Genomic DNA, 18,941 nt, shown 5'->3' with positions numbered 1-18,941 from the left:
TAGATCCACCTCATGGGTGGATGCCCTGGATTTCAATCGCGGTCGTCGCGGGTCCACACCGCGTCGTGCTCGCGCTTCACCGGAAACTTCGGCACTGCCGTATAGGCCGGCGCACACAGGGCGCGGCCATCACGCACGTCGAAGCGGGCACCATGCAGCACGCATTCGACGCTTCCTTCGGCGGTGTTGAACTCACCCGAGGACAGCTCGAATTCCTCGTGCGTGCACTGGTCTTCCAGCGCGTACAGTTCGCCGTCGAGGTTGAACACCACGATCGGCGTACCGGTGACTTCGTCGAACACGCTCTTCATTTCGCCGGGCAGCAGTTCGGCGCCGGCGCAGACAAAGGTCCAGGCCTCGCTCACGCGGTGGCTCCGGCCAGCGGCTTTTCCATGACCTCAAAGCGCAGGTCGTCGCGCTTGGGGATGCCGAAGCGTTCGTCGCCATACGGGAACGGTTTCTTGATGCCGGTGCGCAGGTAGCCGCGGCGCTCGTAGAAGGCCATCAGTTCTTCGCGCACGTCGATCACCGACATCTGCATCACGGCCAGGTTCCATTCGCGCGCGGCATGGCCCTCGGCCGCGTCCATCAGCTGCTTGCCGACGCCACCGCCCTGCTGGCCGGGATCGACCGAGAACATGCCGAAGTAGCCCTTGCCATCGACATCGGCGACGTGGGCACAGGCCACCAGTTGGCCGTCGCGTTCGGCCAGCAGGATGGTCGAGCGCGGGCGGTCCAGGTCACCCTGGATGCCTTCGGCGTCGATGCGGGCGCCGTCCAGCAGGTCGGCTTCGGTGGTCCAGCCAACGCGGCTGGCGTCGCCGCGGTAGGCCGAGGTGACCAGGGCGATCAGGGCGGGGATGTCGGCCGACGTGGCGGCGCGGAAGGTCAGGGTGCTCATGGGGGGCATTTTAGGTGGCGTGGGGGCAGGCGCAAATGGGGGGATTGCCGGGGCCGGATCCCTTCTGCGGCGCAGAAGGGCTCTGACCCCTTGTTTCGAGGAAAAGCCCATGCCAAGGCCGCGACGGATCGATGCGCCCGGATACCCACAACATGTCGTCCAGCGCGGCAACAATCGCCAAGTAGTGTTGCTCGCTGATGGCGACCGGGTCGCCTATCTGCGCCTGCTGTGTCATCACGCAGACCAGCAGCAATGCCGGGTCCACGCCTATGTGTTGATGAACAACCATATCCATATGCGGGTCACGCCCGATGCTTCCGGCGGGCTGTCGCGGATGATGCAGGCAGTGAATCGTGCCTACGTGCGCCGTGTGAATGATCGGCACGGCCGCACGGGCACCCTGTGGGAAGGGCGCTTCCATTCCACGTTGGTGGATATCGATCGCTACCTGCTTGCCTGCCAGCGGTACATCCAGCTCAATCCGGTGCGGGCGGGGATGGTGGCGCATCCCGGGGACTATCGCTGGTCGAGCTATCGAGCCAATGCGCAGGCAGGACGAACGCACTGCTCGTACCGCATTCGGCATTCGAGCTCATTGCTTCTGATGTGGATGAACGATGCAGGCGCTATGCGGAGTTCATCGAGCAGGGCATCCCTGCGGGTGATCTGGCGGAGATACGTGGAGCGCTGCAGTCGCAGCGACGATTGGCTGGGGGGCTGATGGGGTCAGAGCCCTTTCGCGGTGCGAAAGGGATCTGACCCTGTCTGGAGTTTCAGCCCAGCAGTTTGCGCACCTTCGTCAACGCAGTCATGAACCGCTCGATCTCTTCGTGCGTGTTGTAGAAGGCCAGCGAAGCGCGGCAGGTCGCCGCCACGCCGTAGTACTGCAGCAGCGGATGCGCGCAGTGCTGGCCCGAACGCACGGCCACGCCTTCCAGATCCAGCAGGGTGGCCAGGTCGTGCGCGTGCGCGCCGTCGATCAGGAACGAAACCACCGCGGCCTTTTCCGGTGCTTCGCCGATGATGCGCAGGCCATCGACCCGACGCAGCTCTTCGGTGAAGTGGGCCAGCAGCTCGGCTTCGCGCGCTTCCACATGGTCCAGGCCGACGTTCTGCAGATAGTCGGCGGCCACGCCCAGGCCGATGAAGCCGGCGATGTTGGGGGTGCCGGCTTCGAACTTGTGCGGGGCATCGTTGAACACGGTGCCGTCGAAGCTGACTTCCTTGATCATCTCGCCGCCGCCCAGGAACGGCGGCATCGCGTCCAGGTGCTCGCGACGCGCCCACAGCGCGCCGGTACCGGTCGGGCCGCACATCTTGTGGCCGGTGATGGCGTAGAAGTCGCAGCCGATGGCGGTGACATCGACCTTGCGGTGCGGTGCGGCCTGCGAGCCGTCGACCACGGTGACGATGCCGCGCTTGCGGGCTTCGCGGCAGATCTCGCGGACCGGGTTGATGGTGCCGAGCACGTTGGAGACGTGGGCCACGGCCAGCAGCTTGACCTCGGGGGTCATCGCCGCGCGCAGCGCATCCAGGTCCAGCGCACCGTCGGGAGTGATCTCGGCCACGCGGATGGTCGCGCCGGTGCGCTGGGCGACCAGCTGCCACGGCACGATGTTGGCGTGGTGCTCCATGCGCGAAATGAGGATCACGTCGCCGGCCTTCAGCCGGGGCAGGGCCCAGGAGTAGGCAACGAGATTGATCGCGAAGGTGGTGCCGCTGCACAGCACCAGATCATTGCTGCGCACGTTGAGGAAACGGGCCAGCTTGTTGCGCGCGCCCTCGTAGGCGTCGGTGGCCTCGGTACCCAGCGCATGCACCGCACGGCTGACGTTGGCGTTGTAGCGGCGGTAGAACTCGTCCACCGCGCCGATCACCTGCACCGGCTTCTGGCCGGTGTTGGCGTTGTCGAAATAGACCAGCGGCTTGCCGTGCACTTCGCGCATCAGCAGCGGGAAGTCCAGGCGCACGCGCGCCCAGTCGGGGGCATCGGCAGGCGCTTCGATCGGTCGCGGGGTGGACAGGTTCATGCCACGCCCGCCTCAGCCAGGGCCTTGTCCAGGCGACGTGCCAGCTGTTCGCGCAGCGCTTCGGGCAGAACCTTAAGCGGCTCGTGGCAGAACGCGGCGCTCAGCAGTGCCTGCGCCTGGGCCTGCGGCAGGCCGCGCGAACGCAGGTAGAACAACGCGTTGGCGTCGAGCTGGCCGACGGTGGCGCCGTGTGCGGCCTTCACTTCGTCGGCGTCGATCACCAGCGTCGGCTGGGTATCGATCTCGGCGTCGGCAGACAGCAGCAGGTTCTTGTTGGACAGGTTGGCGTCGGTGCCATCGGCGCCGGCACGGATCTGGATGCCGCCATGGAACACCACGCGGCTGCGGTTGGCGGCCACGCCACGCCACTGCAGCTCGGCGCTGGTGTCGCGGGCGATGTGGTCGATGCCCAGGCGGGTATCGACGTGGCGACGGCCGTTGCCGAGCAGCACGCCATTGGCGGTCAGCTGGGCGTTGTCGCCTTCCAGACGCACGTTCAGTTCATGGCGGCTGAGCGCGGCACCCAGCTCCAGGTCCACGCGGTGGTACTGCGCGTCCTTGGCCAGTACCGCGTCGGTGCGCAGGAAGCTGGTCTGGCGCGCGCTGCCGGCCTGCACGCGGGCGTGCTTGAGCACCGCATCGCGGGCGACGTGGGCGTGCAGCACGGTGTTGTCCAGGTGCGCCGAGTCATCGACGCTGAAGCGGTGCTCGACCACGCCGAGGCTGGCGCCGGCACGCAGTTCGATCAGGTGGCGGTGGTGCCAGGCCAGGTCGGTGTCGCCGGCGACGCTGGCGAACACCAGCTGCAGCGGCACCTCGACCTGCACGCCGTCGTCCACGCGCAGCACCACGCCTTCATCGGCGAGGGCGGCGTTGAGGCGGGCGAACACTTCGTCGCTGCGCTCGTAGCGGCGGCCGAGGAAGCGCACGGCGTCCTCGCCAGCGGCCAGTGCAGAAGACAGCGTTTCCAGCTGCACGCCGGCCGGCAGGCCCTGCACGTCGCTCAGCGCGTCGTTGAGGCGGCCATTGACGAACACCAGGCGCGGCGCCGGGATGTCCTCCAGCGCGGCGGCATCCAGCAGCGCCGGGGTCAACGGTGCGGCCGCAAAGCTGCGGCGCTCCAGCTGGCGCAGCGAGGTGTACTTCCAGCTTTCGCTGCGTGCGCCGGGCAGACCGTCGCGCAGCACGCTGTCGAGCACTTCGCGGCGCGCATCGCTGCCGCAGAAGGCCTGGGCCATGGAGTCGAGCAGGGCGCTCATCAGACCGCCGCCTCGGGCACGACCCGGTCCTTCAGGAAGTCATAGCCGTGCGCTTCCAGTTCCAGCGCCAGTTCCGGGCCACCGCTCTTGACGATGCGGCCATCGGCCAGCACGTGCACCACGTCCGGCTTGATGTAGTCCAGCAGGCGCTGGTAGTGGGTGATGACCAGGAACGAGCGGTCGGCGCTGCGCAGCGCGTTGACGCCGTCGGCCACACTCTTCAGCGCATCGATGTCCAGGCCCGAATCGGTTTCGTCCAGGATCGCCAGCTTCGGCTCGAGCACGGCCAGCTGGAAGATCTCGTTGCGCTTCTTCTCGCCACCGGAGAAGCCTTCGTTGACGCCACGGTGCAGCAGTTCGTCCTTCAGGTGCAGCACGGCCAGCTTCTGCCGAACCAGCTTGAGGAACTGCATGGAATCGAGCTCTTCCTCGCCGCGCGCCTTGCGCTGGGCGTTGAGCGCGGCGCGCAGGAAGTAAGTGTTGTTCACGCCGGGGATTTCCACCGGGTACTGGAACGCCAGGAACAGACCGGCAGCGGCGCGCGCTTCCGGGTCCTGGTCGAGCAGGTCGACGCCTTCGAACTGCACGCTGCCTTCGGTGACCTCATAGCCGTCACGGCCGGCCAGGACATTGCCCAGGGTGGACTTGCCGGCGCCGTTGGGGCCCATGATGGCGTGCACCTGGCCGGGCTTCACTTCCAGGGACAGGCCCTTGAGGATTTCCTTGTCGCCGATGCGGGCGTGGAGGTTTTCGATCTTCAGCATGGTGGGGGTTTCCGTGGTGCGGGCCGCGGCCCGCCGGTAAAAAGAATGCGTTGTGCGAGGGCAGGGCGGGCGATCAGCCCACCGAACCTTCCAGCGAGACTTCCAGCAGCTTCTTGGCTTCCACTGCGAATTCCATCGGCAGTTCGCGGAACACCTGCTTGCAGAAGCCGTCGACAATCATCGACACCGCGTCTTCCTGGCTGATGCCACGGGCGCGGCAGTAGAACAGCTGGTCGTCGGATATCTTCGAGGTGGTGGCCTCGTGCTCGACGGTGGCGCCAGGATTCTTCACCTCGATGTAGGGGAAGGTGTGGGCGCCGCACTGCTTGCCGATCAGCAGCGAATCGCACTGGGTGTAGTTGCGCGCGCCGTCGGCATTGCGGTCGATCCTGACCAGGCCGCGGTAGGTGTTCTGGCCGCGGCCGGCGCTGATGCCCTTGCTGATGATCTTGCTCTTGGTGCGCTTGCCGACGTGGATCATCTTGGTGCCGGTGTCGGCCTGCTGGCGATGATGGGTCAGCGCCACCGAGTGGAACTCACCGACCGAGTCGTCGCCCAGCAGCACGCAGGACGGATACTTCCAGGTGATCGCCGAGCCGGTCTCGACCTGGGTCCAGGTGACCTTGCTGCGCGCGCCACGGCATTCGGCACGCTTGGTGACGAAGTTGTAGATGCCGCCGACGCCGTTCTCGTCGCCCGGGTACCAGTTCTGCACGGTGGAATACTTGATCTCGGCATCGTCCAGCGTCACCAGCTCGACCACCGCCGCATGCAGCTGGTTCTCATCGCGCATCGGCGCGGTGCAGCCTTCCAGGTAGGACACGTATGCCTTCTCTTCGCAGATGATCAGCGTGCGTTCGAACTGGCCGGTGTGGCCGGCGTTGATGCGGAAATAGGTGCTCAGTTCCATCGGGCAGCGCACGCCCTTGGGGATGAACACGAAGCTGCCATCGGAGAACACTGCCGAGTTCAGCGCGGCGAAATAGTTGTCGCCGACCGGCACCACGGTGCCCAGGTACTGGCGCACCAGTTCCGGGTGTTCCTTGATGGCTTCGGACATCGAGCAGAAGATCACGCCCTTCTCGGCCAGTTCCTTGCGGAAGGTAGTGCCCACCGAGACCGAATCGAACACCGCGTCCACCGCCACGCCGGCCAGCTTGGCGCGTTCGTGCAGCGGCACGCCCAGCTTGTCGTAGGTGTCCAGCAGTTCCTTCGGCACGTCATCCAGCGAGGCGTACTTCGGGCCCTTCGGCGCGGAGTAGTAGCTGAGCGCCTGCAGGTCGATCGGGGCGATCTGCAGCTTGGCCCAGTTCGGCATCGGCATGGTCAGGAAGTGGCGGTAGGCGTCCAGGCGCCACTGCGTCATCCATTCCGGCTCTTCCTTCTTCGCCGACAGGGCGCGGATGGTGTCCTCGTCCAGGCCCGGCGGCAGGGAGTCCGATTCGATGTCCGTGATGAAGCCGGCTGCATACTTGCGGCCCAGCTGCTCGTGGATCTCGCGGTTGGGGGTGTCGTCGCTGGCGACGGTTTCGATGGTTTCGGTGGCCATGGGGGGCTGCCTACGGATCAGGAGACGACGTCGACAGCGATGGTGCGGCGCTGTTCTTCGTCGACAAGGGGAAGAGGGGGCAGGATCTGCGCCAGGCTGACGTCGCGCAGGGCCTCGGAGACCACGTCGTTGATCAGCCGCCAGCTGCTGCGCGCGCCGCACTTGGGCGCCATGCCGCACTGGTGGTGGTCGTGGCTGCACTCGGTCAGGGCCAACGGCCCTTCCATGGCTTCGACCACTTCAAACAGCGAGATCTCGATCGATGGACGGGTCAGCCGGTAGCCGCCGCGGACACCGCGCAGGCCTTCGACCAGGCCGGCCTGGGCCAGTGGCTTGAGCACCTTGCTGACGGTGGGCGGCTCCAGACCGGTGAATTCGGCCAGCTCGGTGGCACTGAGCACCTCGCCCGGACGGGCGGCGAGCACGGTCAGTACGACGGTGGCGTAATCGGTGAGCTTGGTGACGCGCAACATGGGATGCGAGTGGTTCTTAAAGCGGACTGAAATTGTACGCTTTTATTTGCCGGCATCCAACCCGGCCATTCAGCGGGCGCTTGGGGCCGGCTGCGGGTCGGCGGCCGAGGGCGGCCGACGGGGCGACATGCTGCGGCATGGGGGTGATTTTCGCAATCACCCGGAATGGGCGAGAATCAACGTTCCTTTCGCTGCAAACGTCTCTTGCCGATGCCCAAGAAGATCCAAGCCCGCAAGTCCGCCATCCACGGCAACGGTGTGTTTTCCGTGGCCCCGATCAAGCAGGGCGAGCGCGTGATCCAGTACAAGGGCCTGCTGCGCAGCCACGGCGATGTCGATGCCGATGACAGTGGCGATGTGGAAAGTGGCCATACCTTCCTGTTCACCCTCAACGATGACTGGGTGATCGATGCCAACTACAAGGGCAACGACGCGCGCTGGATCAACCACAGCTGCGACCCGAACTGCGAGGCGGTGATCGAGGAAAACGAGGACGGTGACAGTCGTGGCGACAAGGTCTTCATCGAGGCGCTGCGCGATATCAAGGCCGGCGAAGAGCTGACCTACAACTACGGCATCACCCTGGCCGAGCGGCATACGGCCAAGCTGAAGAAGATCTGGGAGTGCCGCTGCGGTTCGCCCAAGTGCACCGGCACGATGCTGCAGCCCAAGCGCTGAAGGCGTTGGGTAGTGCCGGCCGCTGGCCGGCACGTGCGTGAAAGGATTGCCGGCCAGCGGCCGGCACTACCTTATTTGCCGAGCACGCCGGCTGGCACCAGGTTGCCCAGGTTCTGGTTGAAGGTCACCACCAGCTTGCCGTTCTTCACCTGCGCCGACTGCACCTGCAGGGCACCTAGCAGGCCGGCCACGGCCGGGTCCAGCTTGTAGATCGGTTCGCGCTGGGCGTAGTCGCTCAGCCATGCGTTGAGCAGACCGCGGGTACGCGAGTCGAGACGGCCGCCCTGGTTGGCCGGGGTGAAATCATCCACGGTCGGCTGCTGCAGGTGGAAGCCCTGGGTCTGCGCGTCATAGCGCAGGCCGCTGCTGAGCTTCACCGTGCCCAGCTTGGCCGGGTTGCCGCCCGCGGTGGCCAGCGCCACGTCCATGCCCAGGTTCAATCGCTCGCCTGCCGGCAGGCTCAGCTGCGGGTGGCTCATGGTCAGCGCGATCAGGCCGCCCAGTGCGTCCTGGGTGCGCGGGAAGCTGCCGTCCAGATATTGCTGCACGTCGCTGGCGCCAACTGCCAGTTCGCGACCGGAGATCGAAGGGGCGGCCTGGGCACCGATCGCGGCAGCAATCAGCACGGTCGAGGCGGCAAGGCGGGTCATCAGGGAACGCAGGCGCATGGCGGTGACCGGAAGAAGGATCGAAGAGGCCTACAGAGTAGCTTTGCCCGCTGAATCGCGGGTACACACCGCTGCAACGGTTCAGTCCAGCGTTGGCTGCAGGCTGGCCGACTGGATCTGCCAGGCGCGGCCGTCGGCACTCGGTTGTACGCGGTACCAGCCGTGGTAGCGGAAGGTGCCCTTGGCGGTCACTGCACGGATCTTCACCGGCACTTCCAGCAGACGCGATGGCTGGCCATCGTCGCGTGGCAGCGCCACATCACTGTCCAGCCGCAGGTTGCGCACGTCGGGCAGCAGGCGCAGTACGGCGTCGTCAGCATGGCGCGGGTCGGCCGGGGCGTAGGTCCAGGCTGCATCGCTGCGCGCCTTGTTCTGGTTGAGCAGGTCGAGCATGTAGCGGTTGAGCATCGCTGCGGGCGATTCGCTGCCGATGGCAACGGCGCCATACAGCGGGTCGATGGTGATCGCGTCGACGGTCGCAGATTCCGGGGCTGTGTTCGTCGTAGGCACGGAAGGGGCGGTCGCGGCGGCGGCTGAGTCCGACGTGGTGGAATCGGCTGGAGGGGTCGGGTTGGAACACCCCACCGCAAGCAACGGGATCAGCAAGTAAAGAGAACCGCGCATGTCTGCCTCCTCCCCGAGGCGACCTGGAAGGCGGCAGTGTAACGGCCGGGGCCGGCTCAGCGCGAAGAGGGAAGCTGCTCCAGCGCATCCAATGCCGGCAGCACCTGTGCGGAAATCGCTGCCAGGGCATGGCCGTCGGTGTCTGCATGGCGCTGCACGATGTCACGCAGCAGCTGGGTGGCCACCACCAGGGTGGCACGTTCGTCGCCGCTCAGGCCTGCCGTGCGCGGTGCCGATTCCAGCAGGCGCATCAGGTCGCGGCTGGCGCGGTGTTCCAGTTCGATGGTGCAGCGCCCGGTGCACTGGTGCCCGTCCTTTTCGATCGGGGTCACCGAGATCCGGTAGCGGGTGGAGGGGCTGGCCATGAGGGGTGCTCGCGCTGGTGGGGAGGAATGGGTCCACCATAGGCAAGGCATCGGCCGGCGGCGATGGCCGGGGCTGCACGCAGTGTTCCACCCGGTTCGTTCCTGCGCTGCAAAAACAGCGGCGCGGCCATGGGCGGCGGGCCTGTGCGGGTGATTGCGTGGGCGCGGGAAACGCTGTGTTGCGGGGTCGCAGGGGACGGCATCCACGCGTGGCGTGGATCTACTGGAGAGCGGGCAAAAAAAACGGGACGGCCAAGGCCGTCCCGTCGGGTATCCGCTGCAGGGCGCGCGCTTAGAGCGCAGCGTCCTTGAGCTTCTTCAGCGGGCGAACCTTGAGCTTGGTGGTGGCCGGCTTGGCGGCGAACCACTGCTCTTCCTTGGTGAACGGGTTGATGCCCTTGCGCTTCGGCTTGGCTGCCACATTGACGGTGCTGATCTTCAGCAGGCCCGGCAGGGTGAACGAGCCTGCGCCCTTCTTGTGCACCGAAGCGGCGACAGCGCCTTCCAGCGAGGCCAGCACAGCGCGGACGTCCTTGGCGACAACGCCGGAGACTTCAGCGATGTGTGCAACCAGGCCCGACTTGGTCAGCACTTCCTTGATCGGCTTCGGAGCGGCCGGCTTGGCGGCGGCAGCCTTCGTCGCGACTTTCTTCACTGCCTTCTTCGGGGCAGCCTTCTTAGCGGTCTTTGCCATGGTTTCCTGTTCCGTGAACGGTTGGTTGTTTGGTCGGCGCCGAACCCCGTCGGCAAGCGCAATGTAGGGCAACTCTTGGGCGCCGCCAATAGCCTGGAGCGCTGAAAGTGCATGTTTTTTCATATCCAGGCCGATTCAGTACATGGCCGGCCGTGCGGCAAACGGGTGTCGTGGTGCACTGCACCGCAGTGTCCGTGTTTTCGGTCGGGTTGGCGAAATGACTGAAAACAAGGGAAAAATCGCCGGGTTGGTGGCGAAGAAGTGTCCACTCGCTGGCTCGGGACAGGCGCGGCGCATGCGGCGGAGCGACGCAGGGCTAACGCGGCGCGTGCCAGGGTATTGGTTCATCGCAGCCACAACGGAGCAGGACATGGGAATCTCGCGACACGCTACTGCGCATTGGGAAGGCGACCTGAAGTCGGGCAAGGGCCAGTTGAGCACGCCACAGAGCGGCCTGCTGGACAAAACCCGCTACGGTTTCAACAGCCGTTTCGGTGATGAAAAGGGCACCAATCCCGAAGAGCTGATCGCCGCCGCGCACGCCGGTTGTTTCACCATGGCGCTGTCAGCCAAGCTCGGCGAAGCCGGTTTCACCCCGACCTCGCTGGATACCGAAGCCAAAGTCGATCTGTCGATGGAAGGCGGCCCGCAGCTGTCGCAGATCCGGCTGAAAGTGAAGGCGGTGGTGCCGGGAATCGATGCGACGCAGTTCCGCGCGATCGCCGATGACGCCAAGCAGAACTGCCCGGTTTCCAAGGCACTGAGCGCAGTGCCGATCAGCCTCGAAGCCGAGCTGGGCTGAGAAGGCGGTAGCGCCGGGCCATGCCCGGCGAGCGCAGCGGAAAGACGCCGGGCATGGCCCGGCGCTACCCCGCGTGCGGGCAATCACCAGTCGATGGTGCCGGAAATCACCGTCTGCACCTGGCCACCGGACCAGACCTCGCCGTCTTCGTCGACCAGCAGGGTCAGGCGCGCATCGTGGCCAACTTCGCGGCCCTGGCTGACTTCGAAGGGCCGGCGGCCGCGCGGCAGGGCATCGCGGAGGTCCAGCCAGGCCGCCAGCACGGCGTTGGCCGCGCCTGAAGCTGCATCCTCGAAGCGCCGTCCATTGCCGACGAAGGCGCGCACGGCCAGGTCGTAACCTTCGCTGCCATCGGCAAAGGCATAGGCGAACACGCCCATGCTGTCGGTCGATTCAGCCAGCGTGGCGATTGCATCCCAATCAGGGCGCAGGGCGCGCAACGCGGCCTCGTCGGCGACCTGCACGACCCACCAGCTGCGACCGCCCTGCATGCGGGCCGGCGGCAGCGAACCCAGTGGCCAGCCCTGCAGGGCTGGCTGCAGGCGCGGATCGTTGGCAACCGCGGTCTCGGCCAGCTGTGCACGTGGCGTACGGATCGCGATGCGCTGCTGTGCGCCTTCGCCGGTCACGCGCAGTGGCAGCGCCCCGGCGATGCCGTCCTGTACCAGTACTCCGTCGACGGGCATGGCGAGGCCCGCCTGCAGCACTGCATGGGCGGTGCCGACGCTGGGATGGCCGGCGAACGGCACTTCCTTCTGCGGGCTGAACATGCGCAGCCGATAGCTGCTGCCGGGCGCCTGTGGCGGGAACACGAAGGTGGTTTCGGGCAGGCGGGTCCAGCGGGCGATGGCCTGCATTGCCGCATCGTCCAGGCCTTCGGCATCGAGCACGACAGCCAGCGGATTGCCAGCGCCCGGGCGCGGGGAAAACACATCCAGCTGCAGGAAACGGCGTGCGGACATCAGGCGGGAACTCCAGGAAACAGGCCGCATAGGGTAGCGCGGGGGGCATGCCCCGCGAGCGTGCAGCGCGGCAGGCCGGCGGGCGTGGCCCGGCGCTACCAGCGGATGTGGCCGTCGATCACCGGCTGCACCTGGCCACCGATCCATACCGTGCCCTGCGCGTCGACGGTGACCTGGACGCGGCCGTCGCGGCCGACCTCGCGGCCCTGGCTGGCCACGTAGCTCCCGTTCTTGCCGGGCAGGGCATTGCGCTGCCGCAGCCAGGCGCCGATCAGCGCGTTGACGCTGCCGGTCACCGGATCCTCGGGCACGTTGGGCGCATCGGCGGGGCAGAACGCACGCACCACCAGGTCATGGTCGGCACTGGGTTCGAGCGCGAACACGGCTACGCCGAGCGCATCGGTGGCCATGCTCCAGTCGCGCAGGGCCGCCATGTCCGGTACCAGCGTGCGCACGGTGTCGGCATCGCGCAGCGGCAGCAGCCACCAGCGCGGGCCGTTTTCCCAGAGTTCGACGGCCTGGCCCTCGGCGATGACGGCGCGCAGCGCTTCCGGAACGGCGCCCGGTGCTGTCGGCAGCAGGCGCGCCGCTGGGCTGGCCAGGCGGATGGTGGGCGCGTTGGCCGGGCCGGTGACCTGCACCGGCAGCAGGCCGGCCGCGCATTGCTGTACCAGAGCCCCGTCGCGTGGCTGCACCAGGCCGCAGGTGACCGCCGCCCAGGCGGCACCCACGCTGGGATGGCCGGCGAAGGGCAGCTCGCTGGCAGGGGTGAAGATGCGGATGTGGTAGTCGGCGCCGGCAGCGGTGGGGCGCAGGAAGAACACGGTCTCGGACAGGTTCAGCCAGGCAGCAAGGGCCTGCATGCGGTCGGTGGACAGCCCATCCGCGTCAAACACGACACCGAGCGGGTTGCCGGCACCGGGGTGATGGGCGAAGACATCGAGCTGCAGGTAGCGGTAGGCGGTCATTGACGGGTGTATTGGGCTTAGAATCGAAGGTTCCGCCCCCAAGGGCGGCTTCCCCACATTACACATAGCCTATCCATGTCAGCTTCCCCCCTTGTCGATCGTTGGATCGTACTGAAGTTCGGCGGCACCTCGGTGTCGCGTCGCCACCGCTGGGACACGATCGGGAAGCTGGCGAAAAAACGGGCGGAAGAGACCGGATCGCGCGTGCTGGTGGTGGTTTCGGCACTGTCCGGGGTCACCAACGAACTGACCGCGATTGCCGATGGCGCGCCGGACAGCCGTGATCGCGTGGCGGCGCTGGTCGAACGCCACCAGGGCTTCCTGGAAGAACTGGGCCTGGGCGCCGAGGTGCTGGCCGAGCGCCTGGCCGCACTGCAGGGCCTGCTGGACGACCCGCGTGCGCCCAACCGTCCTCTGGAATGGCAGGCCGAAGTGCTGGGCCAGGGTGAACTGCTGTCGTCCAGCCTGGGCGCGGCCTACCTGCGTGCCAGCGGCCTGGATTTCGGCTGGATGGATGCACGCCAGTGGCTGGATGCGCTGCCGCCGCAGCCGAACCAGAGCGACTGGTCGCAGCGCCTGTCGGTGAACTGCCAGTGGCGTGCCGATGCGGAATGGGCGCAGCGCTTCCGCGCGCAGCCCACGCGCCTGCTGATCACCCAGGGCTTCATTTCCCGCCACGCCGACGGTGGCACGGCCATTCTCGGCCGCGGCGGTTCGGATACCTCGGCGGCGTACTTCGGTGCGCTGCTCGGCGCCAGCCGCGTGGAGATCTGGACCGATGTGCCGGGCATGTTCAGCGCCAATCCCAAGGACGTGCCGGACGCGCGCCTGCTGACCCGCCTGGACTATTACGAAGCGCAGGAAATCGCCACCACCGGCGCCAAGGTGCTGCACCCGCGCTCGATCAAGCCGTGCCGCGATGCCGGCGTGCCGATGGCGATCCTCGATACCGAGCGCCCGGAACTGCCGGGTACCAGCATCGACGGCAACGCCGCGCCGGTGCCGGGGGTGAAGGCAATCAGCCGCCGCAACGGCATCGTGCTGGTGTCGATGGAAGGCATCGGCATGTGGCAGCAGGTCGGCTTCCTCGCCGATGTGTTCGGCCTGTTCAAGAAGCACGGTCTGTCGGTGGATCTGATCGGTTCGGCCGAGACCAACGTCACCGTGTCGCTGGACCCGTCCGAGAACCTGGTCAACACCGATGTGCTGGCCGCACTGTCGGCGGACCTGTCGCAGATCTGCAAGGTCAAGGTGATCGTGCCGTGCGCGGCGATCACCCTGGTCGGCCTGGGCATGCGCTCGCTGCTGCACAAGCTGTCGGACGTGTGGGCGACCTTCGGTCGTGAGCGCGTGCACATGATCTCGCAGTCGTCCAACGACCTGAACCTGACCTTCGTCATCGACGAGGCCGATGCCGATGGTCTGCTGCCGATCCTGCACGCCGAGCTGATCGACAGCGGCGCGATGCCGGTGGAAGAGACCGAAGTGTTCGGCCCGCGCTGGCGCGAAATCGCCGGCACCGTGCGTCCGCGTGGTACGCCGTGGTGGCGCGGCCAGCGTGCGCACCTGCTGCAGCTGGCCGATGCCGGCACGCCGCGCTACGTCTATCACCTGCCGACGGTACGGGCGCGTGCCCGTGCGCTGGCGGCGATCAAGCCGATCGACCAGCGTTATTACGCGATCAAGGCCAACAGCCATCCGGCCATCCTGCAGCTGCTGGAAGCCGAAGGCTTCGGCCTGGAGTGCGTGTCGCACGGCGAGCTGAAGCATGTGTTCCAGGCCATTCCGGAACTGTCGCCCAAGCGCGTGCTGTTCACCCCCAGCTTCTGCCCGCGCAGCGAGTACGAAGCGGCGTTCGCGCTGGGCGTGACCGTCACTGTCGACAACGTCGAAGCCCTGCAGCGCTGGCCCGACCTGTTCCGCAACCGCGAGCTGTGGCTGCGCGTGGACCTGGGTCGTGGCGAAGGCCATCACGCCAAGGTCCGCACCGGTGGCAAGGAATCCAAGTTCGGCCTGCCGATCGCGCGCGTGGACGAGTTCGTGCGCGCGGCCACCGAGCTGGGCACGCGCGTGGTCGGTCTGCATGCGCATCTGGGCAGTGGCGTGGAAACCGCCCAGCACTGGCGCCTGATGTGCGATGAGCTGGCCGGTTTCGCGCGCCGTATCGGCAGCGTGCAGACCATCGACATCGGTGGTGGCCTGCCGATTCCGTACAGCGACGAAGACGAGCCGTTCGACCTGGATGCCTGGGCCGAGGGCCTGGCCGAGGTCAAGGCGCTGCACCCGGCGTTCCGCCTGGCGATCGAGCCGGGCCGCTTCCTGGTGGCCGAATCGGGCGTGCTGCTGACTCACGCCACCCAGGTGGTGGAAAAGGACGGCGTGCGCCGTGTCGGCCTGGATGCCGGCATGAACACGCTGATGCGCCCGGCTCTGTACGACGCCTGGCACGACATCGAGAACCTCAGCCGCCAGGGCGGTTACGCCGAAGCAGCGTTCGATGTGGTCGGCCCGATCTGCGAATCCAGCGATGTGTTCGGCAAGCGCCGCAAGCTGCCGGTGTCGACCGCGCCGGACGATGTGATGCTGATCGCCGACGCCGGCGCCTACGGCTATGTGATGTCCAACACCTACAACCAACGGGCGATGCCGCGCGAGGACGTGATCGAATGATCGCCGCCTTCCGCGCCCTGCACCCGCCCACCGACACGTCCCGCGCCTGCGCGCGGGCACGTGCCTGACCGTGCTTGAACTGGATTCACCATGACTGCTTTCGATAAACACCAGGTTTCCCGCTTCCGCTTCGTCCGCTGCGAATTCGCCGCGGACACCGGCGTGGCCAAGCTGGTCTACGCCTTCGATGACGGCCCGGAAATGGTGGAAACCGTTACCGTGCCCGGCGCCCCGTTCGTGCTGGAGCCGGCGCGCGCCGACGCCGTGCAGCGCGCGCTGCGGCTGCTGCACCTGATTGCCGGTGTGAGCTACTACAAGGCCGGTGTGCCCGATACGGTCAGCATCGACAGCTACAGCATCGATGCCGATACCGCGGCGCTGGTGGAGACCATCTACCTCAACGGCCTGGGTGAGTTCGCCTACCGCAACGGCCTGAACCTGCGTGGGCGTTTCCGCCTGCCGGTGCAGGGCGAAGCGGTGCAGGCACCGGTGCTGGGCCTGCAGGCGCATGCGCTGGTGGCCATCGGTGGCGGCAAGGATTCGCTGGTCAGCATCGAAGCGCTGCGTCGCGCCGGCGTGGACGAGACGGTGACCTGGATTGGTGGTTCGCAGTTGATCCGTGCCTGTGCCGAGCGCACCGGGCTGCCGACGCTGAACCTCGGTCGCGCGCTGGCGCCGGAACTGTTCGAGCTCAACCGCCAGGGCGCATGGAACGGCCACATCCCGGTCACCGCGGTGAACTCGGCGATCATGGTGCTGGCTGCAGTGCTGCAGGGCGTGGACCAGGTGGTGTTCTCCAATGAACGGTCGGCCAGCTACGGCAGCCAGATTCCGGGCACCGGCGAGGTCAACCACCAGTGGTCGAAGGGCTGGGCGTTCGAGCAGGCCTTCGGCATGTACGTGCAGAAACAGGTGGCCGCTGATCTGCAGTACTACTCGCTGCTGCGGCCGATGTCGGAGCTGGCGGTGGCCCGCCAGTTCGCCAAGAGCGATTTCTACGACGCGCATTTCTCCAGCTGCAACCGCAACTTCCACATCCTTGGCGAGCGCCCGGTAAACCGCTGGTGCGGCGTCTGCCCGAAGTGCCACTTCGTGTTCCTGGCGCTGGCCCCGTTCATGCCGAAAACCCGCCTGGTGCGCATCTTCGGCCGCAACCTGTTGGATGACATCGAGCAGGCCGGTGGCTTCGACGCGTTGCTGGAATTCCAGGACCACAAGCCGTTCGAATGCGTGGGCGAAGGCCGCGAATCGCGTGCGGCGATGGCGACCCTGGCGCAGCGCCCGGAGTGGAAGGAAGACGCGCTGGTGAAGCGTTTCTGCAATGAAATCCGGCCGCAGCTGGATGCGGCAGAACTGGAGCTGGCACCGCTGATGCAGCTGCAGGGCGAACATCGTATTCCGGCGACGCTGTGGGAACGGGTGCGTGAAGATTTCGCAGCTTGAAGGCAAGCGCGTAGCGCTGTGGGGCTGGGGGCGTGAGGGGCGTGCTGCGTTTGCGGTGCTGCGCGCGCGCCTGCCATCGCTTGGCCTGAGCCTGTTCTGCCCGGCCACCGAGGTCGAGGCCGCGCGTGCGGAAACGCAGGGCGCGCTGGATGTACGCGGCGAACCCACGGCCGAAGCACTGGCTTCATTCGAGGTGGTGATCAAGTCGCCCGGGATCAGCCCGTATCTGCCGATCGCGCTGGCGGCGGCCGGGCAGGGCACCGTCTTCATCGGTGGCACGGCGTTGTGGTTCGCCGAACACGCCGATGCCGATGGCACCGTGCGCGACACGATCTGCGTGACCGGCACCAAGGGCAAGAGCACCACCACCGCGCTGGTCGCGCACCTGCTGCGCGCAGCCGGGCATCGCACCGGTCTGGTCGGCAACATCGGCCTGCCGCTGCTGGAAGTGCTGGACCCGCAACCGGCGCCCGCGTACTGGGCGGTGGAGCTGTCCAGCTACCAGACCGGCGAGGTCGCACGTAGTAATGCGCACCCGCAGGTAGCCGTGGTACTGAACCTGTTCCCGGAGCACCTGGACTGGCACGGCAGCGAACAGCGCTACATCGAAGACAAGCTGCAACTGGTGACTGGCGCCGCGCCGCGCGTTGCCGTGCTCAATGCCGCAGACCCGCACTTGGCCGCGCTGTCGCTGCCCGCCAGCGAGGTGGTCTGGTTCAACCAGCCGCAGGGCTGGCATATGCGCGGCGACGTCGTGCATCGCGGTGAGCAGGCGGTGTTTGATACCCGCAACACGCCACTGCCGGGCCGCCACAACCGCGGCAATCTGTGCGCGGTGCTGGCTGCGCTGGAGGCGCTGGGCCTGGATGCGGTGGCGCTGGCGCCGGCCGTGCAGGATTTCCGGCCGCTGCCGAACCGCCTGCAGCGGATTGGCGAGGCCGATGGCCTCACCTACGTCAACGATTCGATCAGCACTACGCCGCATGCCAGCCTGGCTGCGCTGGAGTGCTTTGCCGGCCAGCGCATCGCGCTGCTGGTGGGCGGGCATGATCGTGGCCTGGACTGGACTGACTTCATGCAGCACATGGCGCATGACGTCCCACCCGTGGAGATCGTGACCATGGGCAGCAACGGCCCGCGCATCCACGCGATGCTGCAGCCGTTGGCCGATGCCGGCCGTTTCGGCCTGCATGCGGCTGCCGATCTGCCCGAGGCAATGGCGCTGGCGCGTCGCGCACTGGGCGAGCAGGGTGGGGTGGTGCTGCTGTCGCCGGGGGCGCCGAGCTATGGCGCCTACCGCGATTACGTTGCACGCGGGCGGCATTTCGCCGAACTGGCCGGGTTCGACCCGGACACGATCAGCGCGATTCCGGGGATCGGGATCGGCTGAGGGCTCTGACCTCAACGGGATACCGCGTGAATCCATCCACGCATGGCGTGGATCTACTGTAGAGCCGAGCCCACGCTCGGCTGCCTTCATTCGTCTTCGTTGATGAACGCGTAATCGCGATCAATCAACTGCTGCAGGTACGCATCGAAGCTGGGTGCGATCACTGCATAGCTGTCCGGGTCGTGCAGATAGCGCACCACCTGGCCTATGCTGCCGCCGGGTGCGGGATCGAAATCCAGGTACAGCATCGAGGTGCCGCCGTTGTTCATGCAGTGCGAGAAGCACAGGCGACGGCTCATCGATAGGTCGGCATCGATGCCGGCACCGAGGATCTCCGGTTCTTCTTCCAGCCATTCTTCGTAGATGGAGCGGATGCTGTCGTCCCACTGCTGCTGGTCTTCGAATATCTGCGCCACCGAGCGCAGGTAGTACGGATAGTCGCCCACGTCCGAGCCCAGCATCAGCACGCAGACCTCGCCCTTCGGGTACTGACGGAAATGCGTGCCGTCCACGCGCGACAGCAGCTCGACCAGGCTGCCTGGAACCTGGGGCCACTGCGCGCGCAGGCGTTGCAGATCGGCCTCGCTGGCACCTTCGGTCCATGCCCATTGCGGGGCATCGTCTTCGGGCAAGCGCGGGATCAGGCCGGAGAGAAAGCGTTCGACAAGGTTCATGCAGAAAGAGGACGGAGGGGATCAGGT

Annotated in this window: 20 protein-coding genes; 6 read left to right on the top strand and 14 right to left on the bottom strand. The window is 66.8% G+C overall.

Features of this window, described 5'->3' with window-relative positions:
- Positions 1–32: 32 nt before the first annotated feature.
- Entirely contained in the window at positions 33–365 is a 333-nt protein-coding gene (locus QOL57_RS05515; RefSeq protein ID WP_089239364.1) for a non-heme iron oxygenase ferredoxin subunit, read from the bottom strand.
- The gene (locus QOL57_RS05510) at positions 362–901 is read right to left on the bottom strand and encodes a GNAT family N-acetyltransferase (protein ID WP_089239365.1); all 540 of its coding nucleotides are present in this window, start codon (positions 899–901) and stop codon (positions 362–364) included. The genes QOL57_RS05515 and QOL57_RS05510 overlap by 4 nt, the downstream gene beginning before the upstream one ends.
- 184 nt (positions 902–1,085) lie before the next feature.
- Here QOL57_RS05510 and QOL57_RS05505 point away from each other — a divergent pair, with 184 nt between their 5' ends.
- Complete coding sequence (locus QOL57_RS05505; RefSeq protein WP_244900763.1) at positions 1,086–1,622, top strand: transposase; 537 nt, start codon at positions 1,086–1,088, stop codon at positions 1,620–1,622.
- Between the two features lie 52 nt (positions 1,623–1,674).
- On the opposite strand, the gene QOL57_RS05500 is transcribed toward QOL57_RS05505, so the two are convergent.
- From QOL57_RS05500 to QOL57_RS05480, 5 genes are all read right to left on the bottom strand, one after another.
- On the bottom strand, positions 1,675–2,931 hold the full coding sequence (locus QOL57_RS05500; protein ID WP_089239368.1) for a cysteine desulfurase: 1,257 nt from the start codon (positions 2,929–2,931) through the stop codon (positions 1,675–1,677).
- Positions 2,928–4,190 (bottom strand): Fe-S cluster assembly protein SufD, encoded by a 1,263-nt coding sequence (gene sufD, locus QOL57_RS05495; protein ID WP_089239370.1) that lies wholly within the window; start codon positions 4,188–4,190, stop codon positions 2,928–2,930. The genes QOL57_RS05500 and sufD overlap by 4 nt, the downstream gene beginning before the upstream one ends.
- Positions 4,190–4,954: a Fe-S cluster assembly ATPase SufC gene (gene sufC / locus QOL57_RS05490; RefSeq protein ID WP_089239372.1), complete on the bottom strand. Its 765-nt coding sequence runs from the start codon at positions 4,952–4,954 to the stop codon at positions 4,190–4,192. The genes sufD and sufC overlap by 1 nt, the downstream gene beginning before the upstream one ends.
- 73 nt (positions 4,955–5,027) lie before the next feature.
- On the bottom strand, positions 5,028–6,503 hold the full coding sequence (gene sufB / locus QOL57_RS05485) for a Fe-S cluster assembly protein SufB (RefSeq protein ID WP_089239374.1): 1,476 nt from the start codon (positions 6,501–6,503) through the stop codon (positions 5,028–5,030).
- A gap of 17 nt (positions 6,504–6,520) precedes the next feature.
- Complete coding sequence (locus QOL57_RS05480; RefSeq protein ID WP_025873978.1) at positions 6,521–6,976, bottom strand: SUF system Fe-S cluster assembly regulator; 456 nt, start codon at positions 6,974–6,976, stop codon at positions 6,521–6,523.
- Between the two features lie 210 nt (positions 6,977–7,186).
- On the opposite strand from QOL57_RS05480, the gene QOL57_RS05475 reads away from it, so the two are divergent.
- The gene (locus QOL57_RS05475; RefSeq protein ID WP_089239376.1) at positions 7,187–7,654 is read left to right on the top strand and encodes an SET domain-containing protein-lysine N-methyltransferase; all 468 of its coding nucleotides are present in this window, start codon (positions 7,187–7,189) and stop codon (positions 7,652–7,654) included.
- A 71-nt stretch (positions 7,655–7,725) separates the two neighbouring features.
- On the opposite strand, the gene QOL57_RS05470 is transcribed toward QOL57_RS05475, so the two are convergent.
- From QOL57_RS05470 to QOL57_RS05455, 4 genes are all read right to left on the bottom strand, one after another.
- Complete coding sequence (locus QOL57_RS05470; RefSeq protein ID WP_089239378.1) at positions 7,726–8,322, bottom strand: DUF1439 domain-containing protein; 597 nt, start codon at positions 8,320–8,322, stop codon at positions 7,726–7,728.
- Between the two features lie 81 nt (positions 8,323–8,403).
- Positions 8,404–8,832, bottom strand: a complete 429-nt coding sequence (locus QOL57_RS05465; RefSeq protein ID WP_342351569.1) for a hypothetical protein — start codon at positions 8,830–8,832, stop codon at positions 8,404–8,406.
- Positions 8,833–9,002: 170 nt separating this feature from the next.
- Positions 9,003–9,311: a DUF3861 family protein gene (locus tag QOL57_RS05460; RefSeq protein ID WP_089239382.1), complete on the bottom strand. Its 309-nt coding sequence runs from the start codon at positions 9,309–9,311 to the stop codon at positions 9,003–9,005.
- A 292-nt stretch (positions 9,312–9,603) separates the two neighbouring features.
- Positions 9,604–10,005, bottom strand: a complete 402-nt coding sequence (locus tag QOL57_RS05455) for an HU family DNA-binding protein (protein ID WP_089239384.1) — start codon at positions 10,003–10,005, stop codon at positions 9,604–9,606.
- Between the two features lie 370 nt (positions 10,006–10,375).
- On the opposite strand from QOL57_RS05455, the gene QOL57_RS05450 reads away from it, so the two are divergent.
- A complete protein-coding gene (locus tag QOL57_RS05450) occupies positions 10,376–10,807 on the top strand; it encodes an OsmC family protein (RefSeq protein ID WP_019659396.1) in 432 nt (143 codons plus the stop codon).
- Between the two features lie 83 nt (positions 10,808–10,890).
- On the opposite strand, the gene QOL57_RS05445 is transcribed toward QOL57_RS05450, so the two are convergent.
- Both QOL57_RS05445 and QOL57_RS05440 read right to left on the bottom strand, forming a co-directional pair.
- Entirely contained in the window at positions 10,891–11,769 is an 879-nt protein-coding gene (locus QOL57_RS05445) for a PhzF family phenazine biosynthesis protein (RefSeq protein ID WP_089239386.1), read from the bottom strand.
- A gap of 95 nt (positions 11,770–11,864) precedes the next feature.
- A complete protein-coding gene (locus QOL57_RS05440; protein ID WP_089239388.1) occupies positions 11,865–12,737 on the bottom strand; it encodes a PhzF family phenazine biosynthesis protein in 873 nt (290 codons plus the stop codon).
- A 75-nt stretch (positions 12,738–12,812) separates the two neighbouring features.
- On the opposite strand from QOL57_RS05440, the gene QOL57_RS05435 reads away from it, so the two are divergent.
- The 3 genes from QOL57_RS05435 to murD all read left to right on the top strand — a co-directional run bounded on the left by QOL57_RS05435 (position 12,813) and on the right by murD (position 18,240).
- On the top strand, positions 12,813–15,407 hold the full coding sequence (locus QOL57_RS05435) for a bifunctional aspartate kinase/diaminopimelate decarboxylase (protein WP_089239390.1): 2,595 nt from the start codon (positions 12,813–12,815) through the stop codon (positions 15,405–15,407).
- A gap of 90 nt (positions 15,408–15,497) precedes the next feature.
- Positions 15,498–16,850 (top strand): UDP-N-acetyl-alpha-D-muramoyl-L-alanyl-L-glutamate epimerase, encoded by a 1,353-nt coding sequence (murL, locus tag QOL57_RS05430; protein WP_089239392.1) that lies wholly within the window; start codon positions 15,498–15,500, stop codon positions 16,848–16,850.
- Entirely contained in the window at positions 16,831–18,240 is a 1,410-nt protein-coding gene (gene murD / locus QOL57_RS05425) for a UDP-N-acetylmuramoyl-L-alanine--D-glutamate ligase (RefSeq protein ID WP_089239394.1), read from the top strand. Before murL ends, murD begins: the two co-directional genes overlap by 20 nt.
- A gap of 86 nt (positions 18,241–18,326) precedes the next feature.
- Here the strand turns inward: murD and QOL57_RS05420 are convergent, their stop codons facing one another.
- A complete protein-coding gene (locus tag QOL57_RS05420; RefSeq protein ID WP_089239396.1) occupies positions 18,327–18,914 on the bottom strand; it encodes an SMI1/KNR4 family protein in 588 nt (195 codons plus the stop codon).
- Positions 18,915–18,941 lie beyond the last annotated feature (27 nt).

It is taken from the genome of Stenotrophomonas sp. yr243 (genome assembly GCF_900184195.1).
In the GTDB taxonomy this organism is placed as follows: Bacteria; Pseudomonadota; Gammaproteobacteria; order Xanthomonadales; family Xanthomonadaceae; genus Stenotrophomonas; species Stenotrophomonas lactitubi.
Note: the sequence above shows the minus strand (reverse complement) of the source record. Positions and strands in the feature narration are given on the sequence as shown.